Raw genomic sequence first — 15,242 nt, forward strand, 5'->3', positions numbered from 1 at the left:
GTGGGTCGTCGAGGGCGATCCCCGCTGGCTCGACGGCGGGGCCGCGTCGCCTGCGGACGGGGCCGCGTCGACCGGCAAGGCCGCGCCGACAACGGACGGGGCCGCGCCGACCGGCAAGGTTGCGCCGACGACGGGCGAGGCCGCGCCGACCGGCAAGGCCGGCGCCCGCTCAGCAGGACGCGGCGGCGATGCTGCGCGCGCGCTCGGCCAGCCCCTGGACGACGGAGTGGAAGCTCCGCAGCTGCCTCACCTTGCCCTCGCCGAAGCGCCGCTCGATGCCGCGCCGGAGCGCCGGCACCCTGGCCGTCCCGCCCGTGCAGCACACGACGTCGATGTCGTCGAACGACAGGCCCGCGTCCGCCACCGTCCGGTCGAGCGCGCCGAGGATCGCGTCGATCGGCCGCTCGCTCCCGGCCTCGAACTCCTCCCGGGCGACGCGCTCGCGGATGTGCATCGACGGGTAATCGAAGCGGAACTCCGTGGCCGCCTCTCCGGACAGCGCGCACTTGCTGCGCTCGATCTCCTCGAAGAGCCGGAATGCCAGCGAGTCCTCCACGAGGCAGAGCAGGTTGTCCATGCGCTGCCGATCCTCCGGCCCGAGGGACCACGCCTTCACGTCGCGGAGGAAGGCGAGGACGTCGCGGTGCTGGAGCACCGTCATGTCGGCCGGTGAGCAGAGCTTCTCGGCGATGGATCGCGGCATGGTCAGCTGGTTCGAGCCGAGCGGGACGCGGTAGGTGACCTCCGCGCCGAAGTGGCGGGCGATCTTGTGGCGCATGAGGCTGCCGTCGAGCGCGTCCCCCGCGACCGAGACGCCGCCGAGCGACAGCACGTCGGACGGCGAGAACCCCTCCGGGCGCATCCGGACGATCGTGTAATCGGACGTCCCGCCGCCGAAATCGGCGACGAGGACGACGGCCCCGCGATCGAGCTCCAGGTGGAAGTCGTGCGCGGCGGCGACCGGCTCGGGGCAGAAGGAGACCTCGCGGAAGCCGGCGATGCGCGCCGCCCGCTCGAGGCGCTCCTCGGCGAGGCGATCGTCCGCCGGATCGGCCGAGAACTTCGCCGGCCTGCCCAGCACGACCCGCGCGACGTCGGCGTCGAAGTGGCGGTTCGCCTGCTCGCGCATCTGCCGGAGGAAGCGGCCGATCAGGTCCTCGATGGTCACGACCCGGTGCCCGATCTGCGTGCCGGAGAAGCTGCGATCGGGGAGGTATTTCTTGATCGAGCGGATGAAGCGGCCCTGCATGCCGTTCGCGACGAAGTCGCTGATCGCCGCCGCGCCGCAGGAGAACCGCTCCTGCCCGAAGAACAAGAGGCTCCGGAGGACGGTCGGATCGGCCGCCGCGGCGTCGAGCGGGATGGGCGGGCAGGTCGCCTCCGCGCTGGCCGCCGAGAGCAGCGAGTTGGAGGTACCGAAATCGACGGCATACACCTCGGGCCTGAATCGTGCGGACATGATCTCGCCTCCTCGTGGGGTGCTTCGCGAGCACGCGGATCTGCCCGACATGGCCACCTATTTACAAGCTATCGAATGCATGCGAAAATGCCCGCTGGCTCGCTGGATGAGCAGAATTTGCTGCCCCGCCCGCGTCGCTACGACACGCGGGTCACGCGCCGCAGCGCCACGGTGAGCACGACGAGCGCGATCAGCGTCGGCAGGGCGATCACGCCGACGTCGATCCAGCCGAGCCAGTCGGCCGGATCGAGGCCCAGGGCGGGGATCGGCAGCGCGAACGCGTTGTAGGCGGCGGCGCCGAGCGCGAGGGCGCCGCACGAGACGAACAGCCACACGAGCGCGCCGAGGAGGCCGTTGCCGAGACGCTCCATGGCCGGCGCGCTCCGCCAGCGGCCGACGAGGACCCGGAGCGTGGCGACGAAGGCGATGAAGGCCAGCGCTCCCGCGGCGCCCGCGGCGAGGAGGACCTCGCTCTGGCTGAGCGCCCGCCGCTCGGTGATGCCGTAGACCCTGCGGAGGACCATCGCCGCGCTGGTGAAGACGGCCGCGCCCGCGGCGAGGCTCACGGCGATGGACAGCAGCGACGCGAGGGGGCGAGCGCGCCGCGCCTTGCGCGTCACGTCGTCCGCGCTCTGGCCCTGGGCGTTCGGGATGACGACCGTGGCCCGCTCGTCGTTCGGGGCGCCCTCGGTCACCGCGACGCCCACGCCGAGCGCGCGCGAGGGCGCGAGCGGATCCTGCAGATCGAAGTCCGCGAGCAGGCGATCGAGCTCCTGGGCGGACGGCGGCCGGTCCTCGCGCGCCCGGGCCATGGCGCGCTGGATCAGCGCCTCGAGCCCCTCGGGGATCGTCTTGTCGATGTCGCGCGGGCGCCGGGGATCCTCGGTGAGCAGGCGGAGCATGGTCCGCGTCGGCTCCTCCTCGGGGAAGGGCCGCTCGCCGGTCAGCATGCGGTACAGCACGGCGCCGACCGCGTAGATGTCCGCGCGCGAGTCGACGTCGGCCGAGCCGCGCGCCTGCTCCGGCGCCATGTACTGGGGCGTGCCGACCACCGAGCCGGTGCGCGTAAGGTCGGCGCCGTCGAGCACCTTGGCGACCCCGAAATCGAGGATCTTCACGTGGACGCTGCCCCCTTCGCGCCGGACGAGGAACAGGTTCGACGGCTTGAGGTCGCGGTGGACGACGCCGGTCGCGTGGGCCGCGGCCAGGCCTCGGCAGACCTGGCGCGAGATCGTGATGGCGGTGGGGAGCGGCAGCTTGCCGACCTGGTCGAGGAAGGCGCCGAGGTCCTCGCCCTTGAGCAGCTCGGTCACCATGCACGGGCGCCCGTCCTTGAGGCGGACGATATCGACGACGTCGATCACGTGCTCGTTGCCGACGCGCGCGATCGTCTGCGCCTCGCGCTCGAAGCGCGCCATCGCCTCCCGGTGGCTGGCGAAGTGCTCGTGCGGCACCTTGACGGCGAAGCGCTTCGGCAGGCGGATGTGCTCGGCGACGTAGACGCGGCCCATGCCGCCCGCGCCGATCACGCCGGTGATGCAGAAGCTCCCCGCGAGCAGCTCGCCGACCATCGGGTCGGTCGCGGTCACGCCTTGGAGCTCCAGGGTCGTCGCGTCGATGGGGCAGACGAGGAAGTCGAGCGGGTACCGGACGCCGCACACGGGACAGCGTCGGGTGGGCCTCTCCGGGGGTACCTGCTGCCGTGCCTGGTCCGGGGCGGCTTGCCTGGCTAGGTCGGCCATCGACGGCGAGTCTAGACGAGAAGCGGGTTCCGGGCGCGACGGATCGGCCCCGCCTGGGCTGACGCAGGGCGACGCCGGAGAGCCCCGCCGGCGGCCGCCCGGCGCCCTGGCGGCGTCCGCGGCGCGATCCGGTGTCACGCGGGCATGGCGAGACGGCCCTCCTGGCCCGGCCTCGTCGCGTCGATGCCCACCCGTGGGGAGCTGTCGCCTTCGCTGGCTGCGCCGATGGGCGGATGGTCCCAGACCGGCGAGCGACCTCCGGAGCCCCGTGGCCCCACGACACGCGCCGCGATGTGCGCATGATCCGAGCGTGCCTGATCGCCGTGAAAGCGGAAGTCTTCAATGGCCTCCGTCCTGTCCTCCTGGGGGCACCCTGGATCGCCGACACCGGTGGACACCTGACCCCACGACGTCCGTTCGCGCCGGCAAGGAGTGGAATCGCGACACGAGGACGGGTATCGAGCAGAGCCTGACAGATCCCTCATTTCGTCGGCATTTTTAGAGAAATATTGAACAGGGAGGCGGGGAGACGGGGAGACGGGGAGACGGGGAGACGGGGAGACGGGGAGACGGGGAGACGGGGAGATTCATGGGAGTTTATTTCCCTTCTCTCCGCCTCCCTGTGATTCTCCCGGACCATTCGCGGGGATGCTTCAGGAGCAGGCCACCTCGGAGCTCAGGCAGGGCCCGAGCCCGCTGCGGGCGCGGCTTCGCGGCTCATGAGACGACGAAGGAAGCTTGAGGCGCGAGCGTTGTGCTGATGGGCCCGCTGGGGTATAGCGAGCTTCGATGGCATCTTATCACGGCGCCCCGACCGACGTCGCCTCGGTCCTTCGCCAGGTTCGCAGGCCCAGGCGGGCGGTCGTCACCGCAGGCATGCCCTACGCCAACGGGATGTTGCACCTTGGGCACCTCGCGGGGGCGCACGTCCCTGCGGACATCCACGCGCGGTGGCTGGGCCTGGTCATCGGCCGCGAGAACGTCCTCTTCGTCTGCGGCACCGATGATCACGGCTCCGCCAGCCAGATCGCGGCGCGGCAGGCCGGGGTGCCGATACGCGAGTTCATCGACGGCATCCACGAGAAGCAGCGCGCGAGCCTCCGGCGGTATGACATCGATCTCGACGTCTACTCGGGGACCTCGCGGCCGGAGTGCTTCCCGATTCAGCAGGAGCTCGCGCACCGCTTCCTGAGGCGCCTGCACGAGAACGGCCTGCTGGAGAAGCGCACGAGCAGCCAGTGGTTCGATCCGGAGCTCCAGTGCTTCCTCCCCGACCGCTTCGTGCGCGGGCGCTGCCCCAACCCGAAGTGCGACAACGGAGACGCGTACAGCGACGAGTGCGATCGCTGCGGTCACCAGCACTCGCCCTCGCAGCTCGGCAGTCCGCGGAGCGCGCTCAGCAATGCCACGCCGGTGATGCGCGACACCGCGCACTGGTGGCTCGACATGTGGACCGTGTCCGAGACGCTCCGGGGCTGGATCCAGGGCAAGCAGGGCGCGTGGCGCCCGGCGGTGCTCGCAGACGTGCTGAACACCGTGATGCCTTCGCTCCGCTTCGAGGCCGACCTCGCCCCGACGTACAAGGAGATCAAGGCGTCGCTGCCGAAGCACAAGGCGAAGTTCACGCAGGATCGCAAGGTCCTGCTGCAGCTCGGCAGCAAGCCGGAGATGGAGGAGGCGCGCGCCGCCCTGGCGCGCCACGGCGTCCCCAGCGAGCCCGTCGAGGACTGGGCTCACCGCGCCATCACCCGCGACGTCGCCTGGGGGCTCTCCTTGCCGGTGGATCTCGATCCCGAGCTCGCCGGCAAGACGCTCTATGTCTGGCCCGACTCGCTGATCGCGCCCATCGCGTTCTCGCAGGTCGCGCTCGCCCGGAGGGGCGTCGATCCGGCCCGGTACGTGGACTTCTGGTGCGATCCGGAGGCCAGGATCTACCAGTTCCTCGGCCAGGATAACGTCTTCTTCTACGTGCTCATGCAGGGCGCGATGTGGCTCGGCGCGCAGGCCGATCCGCGCCGGCTGCCGGCGCCCGGCGAGCTGCAGCTCACCGACGTCCTCGGGTGCTTCCACCTGCTCGTCGGGGGCGACAAGATGAGCAAGTCGCGCGGGAACTTCTTCACCGCCGATCAGCTCCTCGACGAGAAGGGGTATTCAGCGGACCAGATCCGTTATTACCTGGCGCTGCTCGGCCTCGCGGAGAAGCCGTCGAACTTCGATCTCGCCAAGCTCGACGAGCGCAACCGGTTCCTCGCCGGGCCGCTCAACGCGGCGTTCGAGCGGCCGATCTCGGCCGCGCACTCGAAATTCGATGGGCGCGTGCCCGAGGGGGCGCTGCTCGACAAGGTCGCCTCGGATACCGTCCGTATCGTCCAGCGCTACGTGCGCGCGATGGATCGCGCCGACTACCCGACGCTGCTCTTCGAGATCGAGAACTACGCGCGCGTCATCAACAGCCTCTTCGCGCAGTTCAAGCCGCACGACGACCGGCACCCGGAGCAGGGCCGGCGCGACGCCCTCTTCTCCTCGTTCTACGTGCTCAAGAACCTGATGATCATGCTCTACCCGTTCGTCCCGGCCACGATGGATCGGCTGCGGGAGTCGCTCCGACTCCCACAGGACGTCTTCCGTCTCGAGGAGCTCGGGACCCCCATCCCCGCCGGGCACGCCATCGGTCCCAAGCAGGTCTACTTCGCGCCGGTACCGGAGGAGTAGCTCCGCGAGTCAGAAATCCCGCCAGACACACCGGTCGATGACGAGCAGTCGCCGGAAACAGTAATAATGTCCATGGCTTTCACCTGTTTCGCCGCCGAGGGTGGCTCAGGTGTGGCCCAACGGGGCGGCCCCGCCGACTGACCCGACGCGCCAGCCCGGTGTCGTTCGAGCTGCAGTGCCAGCAGTTCGCGTCGGTCGTGCCCAGCCGAAGTCACGCGGGCTCGAGTCGAGCAAGTGCTTTCAGCCGCTGCCGGTGTTCGGGCACTACTTTGCGCTGGCCGTTGTCCGCGCGATGGTCGCGAAGCCCCCGGAGCCCTTCGGTGAGGAAGCGCGAGCGGACGCGGCTGATCGTCGAGCGAGCGACTTGGAGCTGTTCCGCGATACACGCTGGCGTCGCTCCGGCATCCAACCTCAGCAGAATCAGGCATCGGATCCGGTAGGCTCCATCCCGCGCCTTTCGGGCTCGCTTCCGAAGCAGCCCGCTTGTGACGGGAACGAAGCCGAAGAACATTCCCTGCAGATCGCCCTCGGCCCCGCAGGCTGTGGCTGTGGAGTGAAGGCGGCGCCTTTGATGCGTGGATAAGTATTTGAGCGAGCAAACGGTGCGGATCGCCCCCGGAGTCAATCGCGTCTACCTGCTCCAGTACACGTATCAAGACCGCGGAGCGTGCGCCCTGACCTGCTTCGAGCAGCGGCAGCGCGCCGCGGCATCGAACAGCAGAGCTGTCCCGAAGCGCCGCTCGAAGACTGAGCCGAACCGACGACAGCACGAAAGCCCGGGGCAGTGTCCCGCCCGTATCAGGGCGTGGGCGCCGCGGTGAAGATGTAGCGCTCGCCCTCCGGCATTGTCGCGGTAACCTCGTGAAGCACGGTGTCGCGGAAGCGGAGCTCGAGCGCCACGGGCAGCTCGGGATGAGTCGCCGGTACAGGGCCGATCGTGAGGGTGGGCTCACGCCATGCCATCTCGCTCGCCCAAAAGGCGCCCAGATCGCCAAAGATGAGCGGCGAAGCGTTGACGCCCAGACTCAGCGCGTAGGAGCGATCGGTCGAGAACGCGTCGCCCGGTGCGTTGCTCGGATCCAGGGTCAAATCGTAGCTGCCTTGGTGTTCGCGCAGCGCGGTTCCGAGGCGCTTGTCGTGCGCGAGCCACCGTTGCGAAGGATCGATCCGCAGCCACGCCGTCGGCCCGTACCACGATGAAACGCCGTGAAAGCGGCCCGCCATGCGATCGCCGGATTTTGCGACAAAAGCGTCCGCGGCATAGCGGTATTCGAGGGCCATGAACGCGAACTCGGCGCGCCCGTTCACGATGCGCCCGGTGAGCGGCGTGCACGGCCCCAAGGGATGGGGCACCCCGTCGACCTCGAGCCCCAAGAAGCAACCCTTCCCGGACAACACGCTGCCGCGCTGCTCGATGTCCACGGCGACCGGGTCTTCAAACCCGAACATGGCCCACGTACCGCTGATGTCCAGCACTGGTGTTGCGCCAGCGCCGGAGCCGCTGGAGCCGGACGCGCTGGAGCCGCCGGAGCCGGACGCGCCGGAACCAGAATGCCCAAAGCCCCTCTGGCTGGAGGCGCCCGCGCCCGAACCCGCGCTGCCGGTGTTATCGATCGCGCCGGCAGCGCCGTCGATGGGCGAGAGCTCAGTCACGCCGCAACCGGCGAGCATCATCGCGCTCAGGGCCGTGGCCCACGGCGCACGAGATCCGCTCGATACACCCGTCGAACGCATCACTCAAATCTATACGTGATCCGTGCTCACGTCAAGGTGACCCGGTTCAGCATCCCGCGCGACGCAATAACGGCGAGACATGACGAGCGGTATCGCTCAGTCGCGCCCGGAACCGGCCGCTGACGAGAACCGCTCTGCCGGAACGCGGTATCCAGATGTATTAAAACCGTCCAACTGGATGTCGTGCGGTACCCTGTGAGCCTGCGGGGGCTAGCGGCCGCTCGTAGGTTTCGCGGGCGTGCGCGAGGAACGATTCGAGATTCTCTCGAACCAGCCCATGAAGGACCGTCTCCTCGGGGCGATGGGACGCGTACCCCGCCGGAAGCTTCGCCCACGGCGCAAGATGCACCGCACCCGGTCCACCAGAAGCAACGGAGGCGCCGCTTGAAGCCAACATGGCCCCGCGACCTGGCGGCCTCCGTGCCAGCATGCAGGAGCCCTTTCGCCGCTCCTTTCCTGCCCGTCCGGGTCCTGGACGCGCAGCCCGCTCGACCGAGCCCCGTCGGCCCATCGCAGCGTGCGATGCATGCTCGCAGCCTACGACGAGATCGTCGCAGCATACGACAGGTTCGTCGTCGCGCACGACGAGTACGTCGTGGGGCACGATGAATACGTCGCCGTGCACGAGTACCCGTTCCGCGCCGCCCGTCCGAGATGGCCATCGACATGCGCTCGGATTTGATGTTGGGCGCGTCGCCGACGCAGCGCTGCTGGCCGCGCCGGCGGTCCAACGTCACGAGCGGCGTACAGCGCCTGGTACTCACTCGCGGGCAGGCCGCCGCCACGGGCCCGCTCCGCCGCGGAGGACATGAGCATCGCAACGAGGGCTGTCTTGTGCGCCCACGCTGCGCTCGATGCGAGTTCGCGCGGAACCCCATTGGACCTCTTGTTCTCCCAGCAGGCAGCGGCGTTGCCGTTACCGGCGGACTGGAGGCCGCAGTCCATCCATGAGGAGGTCCAACAGGCGACTGGCAAGAGCTCCTCGCTGGGGCTTGGGGGCCACCGTGAAGACGCCGATGAGACTCGCGGCGATGTCTTCGGCGGTGACGTCTCGGCGGAGGTCATCCACCGCGCGGCCGGCGTCGAGGATCGTGGTGATGGCCGCGAGCAGCTCGATTCGGGTCTGGTCGTGGGCGATCTCGCCTGTCTCGATCATCGCCAGCAGTGTGCCGAGCATGCCGTTCTTGGTCGCGATCCAGTCGCCGAACAGGTCCATCCAGCGCCGCATCGCCACGGCCGGCGGCAGCTGGTCGAGCAGCTCGCGGGCGCCGGTCGTCAGCCGCACGACCTGGCTCCGGTAGACCGCATCGACCAGCGACTCTCTGGTGGGGAAGTGTCGGTAGAGCGTGGCGATGCCGACCCCGGCCTCGCGGGCGATCGCACGCATCGACGGCTCGGTGTCAGCCGACGCGAACACGCGGGTCGCCACCGCGAGCAACTGATCGCGGTTACGGGTTGCGTCCGCCCGTGGCGCGCGGCTCTCCGCCTCAGTCAAAACGGAGCGCGCTCCGTTTTTTGTGTTGCGGTCATCCATGGAAACGGAGCATAGTCCGTTTCAGTGCGTTCCGTCATTCCAAGGGGACGGGGGACAGGAGAGCATGCAGAAACTGAGCGATCAGCTGTCGACGAGCAGGAGCCGGGCGGTCCGGCTCGATTCCTTCGGCGGCCCCGAAGTCCTGGAGATCCGTGAGGTTCCAGCTCCGCAGGCCGGACCGGGACAGGTCCGTGTTCGGGTCACCGCGGCCGGGCTGAACCCGATGGACTGGTTCATGACCGCTGATGCGGACACCGCCGTCCGGTTCGGCTTGAGCCTGCCGGCCGGGTTCGGGACCGACTATGCGGGAGTCGTCGACCAGGTCGGTGACGGGGTGATCAGCTTCGCACCTGGCGACCGGGTGTTCGGCGGCGCCCTGTCCCGCGCGGTCGCCGACTTCGTGGTGGTCGACCCGACCGGGGGCATCGCGGCGAACGAGGCCCATCACACCCCCGACGGCGTCGACGACCGCACCGCCGCCACCCTCACGATCGCCGGACGCACGGCATCCGCCGCCCTGGCCGTGGTCGAACTTGGGCCGGACGACACCGTGCTGATCGGCGGCGCGGCGGGCGGAGTCGGGGTATTCGTCGTCCAGATGGCCCGGATCGCAGGGGCGCGCGTGATCGGGACGGGATCGGCGACATCGGCCGATTTCCTGCGCGCTCTCGGAGCCGAGCCGGTCGCCTACGGCGACGGCCTGGCGGACCGGGTCCGTGCCCTCGCTCCCCGCGGTATCACCGCTGCGATCGACCTTCATGGAACGGAGACAGCGCACGCCGCAAGGGCACTCGGCGTCCCTGACACGCGCATCACGACCATCGCCGCCCAGGTCGACGGGATCACACCAACCAACGGCGCCAACGCCGCCCCCGGCGCCCTGGAAAAGCTCGCTCGCCTGATTGCGACCGGCCGACTCCGGGTACCCATCGCCGCAAGCTTCCCGGTCGAGCAAATCCGCGCCGCGGTCGAGCTCCAGTCCGGCCGGCACGTGAAGGGCAAGGTCGTCATCGACCTCTAGAAAAAAGGCCTGCTCCTCTCACCCGTCGCCTCAGCCGCATACGGCGTCACCGAGCGCCTTGCGGCGCACAACGGTGCTTCTCCAGTACGGTGGCCGCCGCGTCGGCGCTGGGAGAGCGTGCTGGAGAAGCTCGGCGGAACCTTCGAGATCGCGATTCCAGAGCAGAAGACGCCCACGGATATCGGCTACGATACGAAGCGTGGACGCGTCTTCGTGCCCCACGTCTTGGTGGACACGGTGGACGTCTACGAGCTGAGGTAATCAGCAGACGCACGCTGGGCCGCGCCTGCGGGTGGTGAGGGAGCTTGGGGTGCTCACCGGAGGGGATGGAGTGCAGGCGAGCCACAAAAGGGGCTCGCCGGATGGAGTGCAGGTGAGCCACAAAAGGGGCTCGCCGAACGCAAGCTCTCCCGCGATGAATGGCAGGCCCGCCGCGCGTCGATTTGATGAGCCGGGGGACGCGTTCGGGTAGCATCGCGGCCGTGGCCCTGCTGCGTCCGCTCGCCCCGCCGTACGATCCGCTCGACTGGGCGAAGCGGCCGTTCCCCGAGCGCGCACGCATGGTCTGCGAGGCGTGGGCGCTGCAGGGCTCCGGCGCGCCGCTCGCCGTCTACGTGCTCCACGCGGTCAAGCTCGCCCTCTATGCCGGCGCCTGGGTCCTGTTCTGCAGCACCTCGCCGAGCCTCGGCGGCCTCTCGACGATCGGCGACTGGTGGCTGCACCCGCTCGCGTTCCAGAAGGCGATCCTGTGGAGCATGCTGTTCGAGGGCCTGGGCTTCGGCTGCGGGTTCGGTCCGCTCAGCGGACGCTACGCCCCGCCCGTCGGCGGCGCCCTCCACTTCCTCCGCCCCGGCACCACGAAGCTCGCGCTGTTCGCGCGCGCGCCGCTCCTCGGCGGCACGCGGCGCACCCCGCTCGACGTCGCGCTCTACTTCGCGCTGCTCGCCCTGCTCGTGCGCGCGCTGCTCGCCCCCACGCTCGGCGCCTCGCACCTCGTGCCGATCGCCGCGCTCGTGCCGGTCCTCGCCGTCGCCGATCGCACCATCTTCCTCGCGCTGCGCGCCGAACACTACTGGACCACCGTCGTCGTGTTCGCGGCCACCGCCGACTGGATCGGCGGCGCAAAGGCGGTCCAGCTCGCGCTCTGGCTCTGGGCCGGCGTCTCGAAGCTCAACCACCACTTCCCGACCGTCGTATGCGTGATGACGAGCAATAGCCCGTTCGCCCGCTTCGCATGGCTGCGGCGGCGCATGTACGTCCGCTATCCGGACGACCTGCGCCCGTCGCGGCTCGCGATCGCGATGAGCCACGCCGGCACCGCGCTCGAGCTCGGCGTGCCCATCGTGCTCGCGTGCGCGACCGGCGAGACGGCGATCGCCGTCGGCATCGCGATGGCGCTCGCGCTCCACGCCTTCATCACGAGCAATGTGCCGATGGGCGCGCCGATCGAGTGGAACCTGATGGTGGTCTACGGCGTGTTCGCGCTGTTCTGGGCCCACCCCGGCGCGTACCCGTTCGACGTCGGTCCGCCGCGGCTCGGCGTGCTCCTCGCGATCATGCTTGTCGCTGTTCCGCTCCTCGGCAACATCGCGCCAGGGCGGATCTCGTTCCTGCTCGCGATGCGGTACTACGCCGGAAACTGGCCCTATAGCGTGTGGCTGTTCCGCGGCGACAGCTATCGCAAGCTCGACCGGCTCGTGAAGGCCGCGCCGTGGATCTACGACCAGCTCCACCGGTTCTACGACCACGCCACGTCGGTCGGCCTCGTCGGCAAGGTGCTCGCGTTCCGCCTCATGCACCTCCAGGGCCGCGCGCTGCCGGTCCTGCTGCCGAAGGCGATCGAGGGCCCGCTCCACGAGTACGAGTACCTCGACGGCGAGCTCGTCGCCGGCCTCGCGCTCGGCTGGAACTTCGGCGACGGCCACCTGCACCGCGATGGCTTGCTGCGCGCGATCCAGGACCAGTGCGGCTTCGCCCCAGGCGAGCTGCGCTGCATATTCGTCGAAAGCCAGCCGCTCGGCGGCGCGAAGATGGCGTATCAGATCCACGACGCTGCCTCCGGCCTGCTCGACGCCGGCGAGCTCGACGTGCGCGAGCTGCGTGGGCGCCAGCCGTGGGCGGGCCCCGTGACCGACGTGTGTTGATTTTTTGTAGGCCGATCAGCGGATCGTACCTTCTGTACGTTGTGTCAGCTGTCGGTCGTTGGTGGAACATTGTTGATATGTCGGAACGGTTTTGCGCGGGCCATCCTCCGCAGGCTGTTGACCGTGACGCCCTTTGGTTAAAGTAAGCGCTCCACACCGAGTCATGCGCATCCGACGAATTTCAAATGTGATTGGGTTCGACGATGCGCCGTTCGAGCGGGGGGAGGGTGGGAAGGTAGCGCTCGTGGGGACGGTTTGCTCGGGGACGCGGCTCGACATCGTGGTGCGTGGGCACGTCGAGCAAGATGGCAGCGACGCCACCGGGGTGATGGCAGAGCTCGTGAAAGAGAACGAGTTGGTGCACGTGCGCGGCGTGCTGATGCAGGGCATCACGGTGGCGGGGTTCAACGTCGTCGACATCAACGCCCTGGCGGAGGAGCTCGGGGTGCCGGTGATGGTCGTGATGCGCAGGCGGCCAAAGATGCAGAAATTCCTCGAAGCGCTCGAGCAGGTGAAGTGCGCGCGTGAGAAGCGGGGCGTGCTCGAGCGAGCCGGACCGATCGAGCCTTGCGCGGGCCTGTGGGTGCACCGCGCCGGCTTGTCGCTCGAGGAGGGGCGCGAGCTCATCGAACGGACCACGTTGCACGGCGCCATCCCCGAGCCGCTGCGCCTCGCGCACATCATCGCGGGAGGGACGACGCGTGGAGTGAGCCGTGGTCGAGCTTGAACGCCCGCTCGGTCGGAAGGCTTACTTCAAGATCCCGCACCTGCCCGGCTCTCGCACTGGCTCGTCCGACCGCACCGCTCCGCGCGAGCTCGCCGAGCGCTGTCTGGTCGCGTCGCGCCCCGGAGAAGAGGTCCTCGTGCAAGAGAAGCTCGATGGCTCCTGCGTCGCGGTCGTTTGGCGGGTCGAGCGCGCCGGGCGCGTGGTCGGCATGGCGAAATAGTGCGCAGCGACAAGATCGACGGCGCGCTCCTTCCCGAGAATTCAGGGCATGAAGCGGTCTGGAACTGGAAGCCATGAAGACGGTCACCTTCGTCACCGGTAACGGCTGGCGGCACGACGAGGCCAGGCGCCTGCTGTCGGGGCTGCACGTCGAGCGCGCGCGCATCACGCTCGCCAAAGGCGACTCCGAAAAGCTCGAAGAGATCGCCGAGGCGCGCGTGCTCGACGCCTTCAGGCAGCTCGAAACACCGTGCTTCATCGAAAACACGGGCATGTACCTGGAGTCGAGCGAGGCCTTCGCGGGGGCGCAGGTGAAGCAGCTGCTGCAAGAGCTCGGGCCCGCCGCTTTCAGCGCTCGCTTCGGTGGGCTGCGCGGCGTGACCCGCGTGGTGGTGGCGTACACGGCGGACGGCCGCAGCGTGAAGCTCTTCGCAGGGTCGGGTAGGCCGAGGAGAGCGCCCTGAAGGACGCCCTCCCCGGCCCCCCACGGATCCGGACGTGCAGAATTCCCGCATCCGGCTCTTCAGATCATGGATTCGCTGCTCGCGGCGTGTATGGGCGCGCAATACGCGGCTGCTGGAGCGGGTACCGCTCCAGCAGCGCGTGCATCCGGTCCCAGTTCACGCGGGCGCGTTGCGAGCGGCGATCAAGCCACTTGCGCCACGCGCGGGTGACCTCGTGCAGAAAGCGTCGAAGGGCCTCCACGTTCCCGGTGATCCCGAAGTACCCGTAGTGCCCCATGAGCTTCTGCACGAGGGCTTGCTGTTGCGCTCGTAGGTCATCGTGCCGGTGCTTGCGGCACCAGTCGGCAACCCGTCGGAGCGCTCGTCGAAAGCGGTCCTTGGCGGTCGATCGACGTACGATCCACTTCCCGGCGCGTGACTTGCCCCAGTAGTGGGTGAAGCCGAGCAGATCGAAGGTCCCTGGCCGGAGCGGTGCGCCACCGCTCACGAGCGGCGCGCGTCGATCAGGCCGCCGGAACTCGACCAGCCGCGTCTTCTCCGGATGCAGCGTCAGGCCGTACTTGCCGAATCGCTTCGGCAGCACGGCCATCACCCGGCGCGCGTCCTGCTCGTGCTCGAAGAGGAGCACAGCGTCGTCCGCGTAACGGACGACGTGCGCTCGACCCGACAGACGCGGCTTGACCTCTCGGTCAAACCACACGTCGAGCACTTCGTGCAGGTAGATGTTCGCCAAGATCGGCGACACTACCCCGCCCTGCGGGCTGCCCGCGTCCGGGTACATGATGCCCCCGGCCTCGAACACACCCGCAGCGAGCCACTTGTCAACGAGGCGCAGCAGCACCCCGTCGAGCACCCTGCGGCGCAGGATCTCCCGGAGGCGTCTGTGATCCAGCGTGTCGAAGAACTTGCGCACGTCGACGTCGAGGATCCACCCGCCCGCAAGCCGCGTCGTCTGGAGCCAGAGAGCTTGCAGCGCTTGATGCGCGGAGCGACCAGGCCGGAAGCCGTACGAGCCGTCGATGAAGTCTTGCTCGTAGACAGCCTCCAGCATCATCGCCACCGCGCGTTGCAGGACCTTATCCTCGAAGGTTGGAATGCCGATGGGCCGGGTCTCCGTCCCATCGCTCCCCTTCGGGATGTGGACCCGCCGCACGGGCGGCGCGCGGTACGTGCCCGACTTCGCGCGATCAAGCAGCGACCGGAGGTTGTCCTCCAGGTTCGCCGCGTACTGCTTCGCGGTCTGCCGGTCCACGCCCGTCGCGCCGTCCTTGCGCGTGCGCCGGTACGCCTCCTGAAGCCAGGCGAGATCGACGTGATGGGCGAGTGTTGTGAACGCCATGCCGGGCGCCTCCCGCGCCCGCGATGCTATCCGTTCGAGTTTCGTGGAGATGGTGGCGGAGCTCGGTGTCTTCGTCATCTTTCCCTCGAACGGGTCCGTGACCTGGTGCCGCCCTTTGCTCGGCGGGGTCCCTCGGGCCGGTTCCCC

The 15,242-nt window shown here is 69.0% G+C and carries 14 protein-coding genes; 8 read left to right on the forward strand and 6 right to left on the reverse strand.

Annotated features, from left to right (window positions below; translation table 11 throughout):
• Positions 1 to 169 precede the first annotated feature (169 nt).
• Complete coding sequence (locus tag WMF19_RS45480; protein WP_437896055.1) at positions 170 to 1,459, reverse strand: Hsp70 family protein; 1,290 nt, start codon at positions 1,457 to 1,459, stop codon at positions 170 to 172.
• Between the two features lie 137 nt (positions 1,460 to 1,596).
• The gene (locus tag WMF19_RS45485) at positions 1,597 to 3,120 is read right to left on the reverse strand and encodes a serine/threonine-protein kinase (protein WP_437896056.1); all 1,524 of its coding nucleotides are present in this window, start codon (positions 3,118 to 3,120) and stop codon (positions 1,597 to 1,599) included.
• 870 nt (positions 3,121 to 3,990) lie between these two features.
• Between WMF19_RS45485 and WMF19_RS45490 the strand changes: the two genes are divergently transcribed.
• Positions 3,991 to 5,913: a methionine--tRNA ligase gene (locus WMF19_RS45490; protein ID WP_437896057.1), complete on the forward strand. Its 1,923-nt coding sequence runs from the start codon at positions 3,991 to 3,993 to the stop codon at positions 5,911 to 5,913.
• A 211-nt stretch (positions 5,914 to 6,124) separates the two neighbouring features.
• Here the strand turns inward: WMF19_RS45490 and WMF19_RS45495 are convergent, their stop codons facing one another.
• Together WMF19_RS45495 and WMF19_RS45500 are read right to left on the reverse strand one after the other, a co-directional pair.
• A complete protein-coding gene (locus WMF19_RS45495) occupies positions 6,125 to 6,424 on the reverse strand; it encodes a helix-turn-helix domain-containing protein (protein WP_437896058.1) in 300 nt (99 codons plus the stop codon).
• Between the two features lie 287 nt (positions 6,425 to 6,711).
• Positions 6,712 to 7,647 carry a hypothetical protein gene (locus WMF19_RS45500; RefSeq protein WP_437896059.1) on the reverse strand — a complete coding sequence of 312 codons (936 nt, stop codon included), beginning with the start codon at positions 7,645 to 7,647 and terminating at the stop codon, positions 6,712 to 6,714.
• A 526-nt stretch (positions 7,648 to 8,173) separates the two neighbouring features.
• Between WMF19_RS45500 and WMF19_RS45505 the strand changes: the two genes are divergently transcribed.
• Positions 8,174 to 8,329: a hypothetical protein gene (locus tag WMF19_RS45505; RefSeq protein WP_437896060.1), complete on the forward strand. Its 156-nt coding sequence runs from the start codon at positions 8,174 to 8,176 to the stop codon at positions 8,327 to 8,329.
• Between the two features lie 234 nt (positions 8,330 to 8,563).
• Here the strand turns inward: WMF19_RS45505 and WMF19_RS45510 are convergent, their stop codons facing one another.
• Entirely contained in the window at positions 8,564 to 9,142 is a 579-nt protein-coding gene (locus WMF19_RS45510) for a TetR/AcrR family transcriptional regulator (RefSeq protein WP_437901750.1), read from the reverse strand.
• 103 nt (positions 9,143 to 9,245) lie between these two features.
• On the opposite strand from WMF19_RS45510, the gene WMF19_RS45515 reads away from it, so the two are divergent.
• The 6 genes from WMF19_RS45515 to WMF19_RS45540 all read left to right on the forward strand — a co-directional run bounded on the left by WMF19_RS45515 (position 9,246) and on the right by WMF19_RS45540 (position 13,756).
• Positions 9,246 to 10,202 (forward strand): NADP-dependent oxidoreductase, encoded by a 957-nt coding sequence (locus WMF19_RS45515; RefSeq protein ID WP_437896061.1) that lies wholly within the window; start codon positions 9,246 to 9,248, stop codon positions 10,200 to 10,202.
• 117 nt (positions 10,203 to 10,319) lie between these two features.
• Entirely contained in the window at positions 10,320 to 10,463 is a 144-nt protein-coding gene (locus WMF19_RS45520) for a hypothetical protein (protein WP_437896062.1), read from the forward strand.
• A 221-nt stretch (positions 10,464 to 10,684) separates the two neighbouring features.
• Positions 10,685 to 12,346, forward strand: coding sequence for a DUF3556 domain-containing protein (locus WMF19_RS45525; RefSeq protein WP_437896063.1), 1,662 nt, complete (start codon positions 10,685 to 10,687; stop codon positions 12,344 to 12,346).
• Between the two features lie 163 nt (positions 12,347 to 12,509).
• On the forward strand, positions 12,510 to 13,073 hold the full coding sequence (locus WMF19_RS45530) for a DUF99 family protein (RefSeq protein ID WP_437896064.1): 564 nt from the start codon (positions 12,510 to 12,512) through the stop codon (positions 13,071 to 13,073).
• Positions 13,060 to 13,293: a hypothetical protein gene (locus tag WMF19_RS45535; RefSeq protein ID WP_437896065.1), complete on the forward strand. Its 234-nt coding sequence runs from the start codon at positions 13,060 to 13,062 to the stop codon at positions 13,291 to 13,293. The genes WMF19_RS45530 and WMF19_RS45535 overlap by 14 nt, the downstream gene beginning before the upstream one ends.
• A gap of 73 nt (positions 13,294 to 13,366) precedes the next feature.
• Positions 13,367 to 13,756, forward strand: a complete 390-nt coding sequence (locus WMF19_RS45540; RefSeq protein WP_437896066.1) for a hypothetical protein — start codon at positions 13,367 to 13,369, stop codon at positions 13,754 to 13,756.
• Between the two features lie 64 nt (positions 13,757 to 13,820).
• On the opposite strand, the gene ltrA is transcribed toward WMF19_RS45540, so the two are convergent.
• Positions 13,821 to 15,095: a group II intron reverse transcriptase/maturase gene (gene ltrA, locus WMF19_RS45545; protein ID WP_437894755.1), complete on the reverse strand. Its 1,275-nt coding sequence runs from the start codon at positions 15,093 to 15,095 to the stop codon at positions 13,821 to 13,823.
• Between the last annotated feature and the right edge of the window lie 147 nt (positions 15,096 to 15,242).

This window comes from Sorangium sp. So ce124, from assembly GCF_051525235.1.
Classification (GTDB): domain Bacteria; phylum Myxococcota_A; class Polyangia; order Polyangiales; family Polyangiaceae; genus Sorangium; species Sorangium atrum.

What these genes read in the sequence shown, in the direction of transcription:
- WMF19_RS45480 (WP_437896055.1), bottom strand. Translation starts at nt 1,459, where the DNA reads ATGTCCGCACGATTCAGGCCCGAGGTGTATGCCGTCGATTTCGGTACC.
- WMF19_RS45490 (WP_437896057.1), top strand. Translation starts at nt 3,991, where the DNA reads ATGGCATCTTATCACGGCGCCCCGACCGACGTCGCCTCGGTCCTTCGC.
- WMF19_RS45495 (WP_437896058.1), bottom strand. Translation starts at nt 6,424, where the DNA reads ATGTTCTTCGGCTTCGTTCCCGTCACAAGCGGGCTGCTTCGGAAGCGA.
- WMF19_RS45500 (WP_437896059.1), bottom strand. Translation starts at nt 7,647, where the DNA reads ATGCGTTCGACGGGTGTATCGAGCGGATCTCGTGCGCCGTGGGCCACG.
- WMF19_RS45505 (WP_437896060.1), top strand. Translation starts at nt 8,174, where the DNA reads ATGCTCGCAGCCTACGACGAGATCGTCGCAGCATACGACAGGTTCGTC.
- WMF19_RS45515 (WP_437896061.1), top strand. Translation starts at nt 9,246, where the DNA reads ATGCAGAAACTGAGCGATCAGCTGTCGACGAGCAGGAGCCGGGCGGTC.
- WMF19_RS45530 (WP_437896064.1), top strand. Translation starts at nt 12,510, where the DNA reads ATGCGCATCCGACGAATTTCAAATGTGATTGGGTTCGACGATGCGCCG.
- WMF19_RS45540 (WP_437896066.1), top strand. Translation starts at nt 13,367, where the DNA reads ATGAAGACGGTCACCTTCGTCACCGGTAACGGCTGGCGGCACGACGAG.
- ltrA (WP_437894755.1), bottom strand. Translation starts at nt 15,095, where the DNA reads ATGGCGTTCACAACACTCGCCCATCACGTCGATCTCGCCTGGCTTCAG.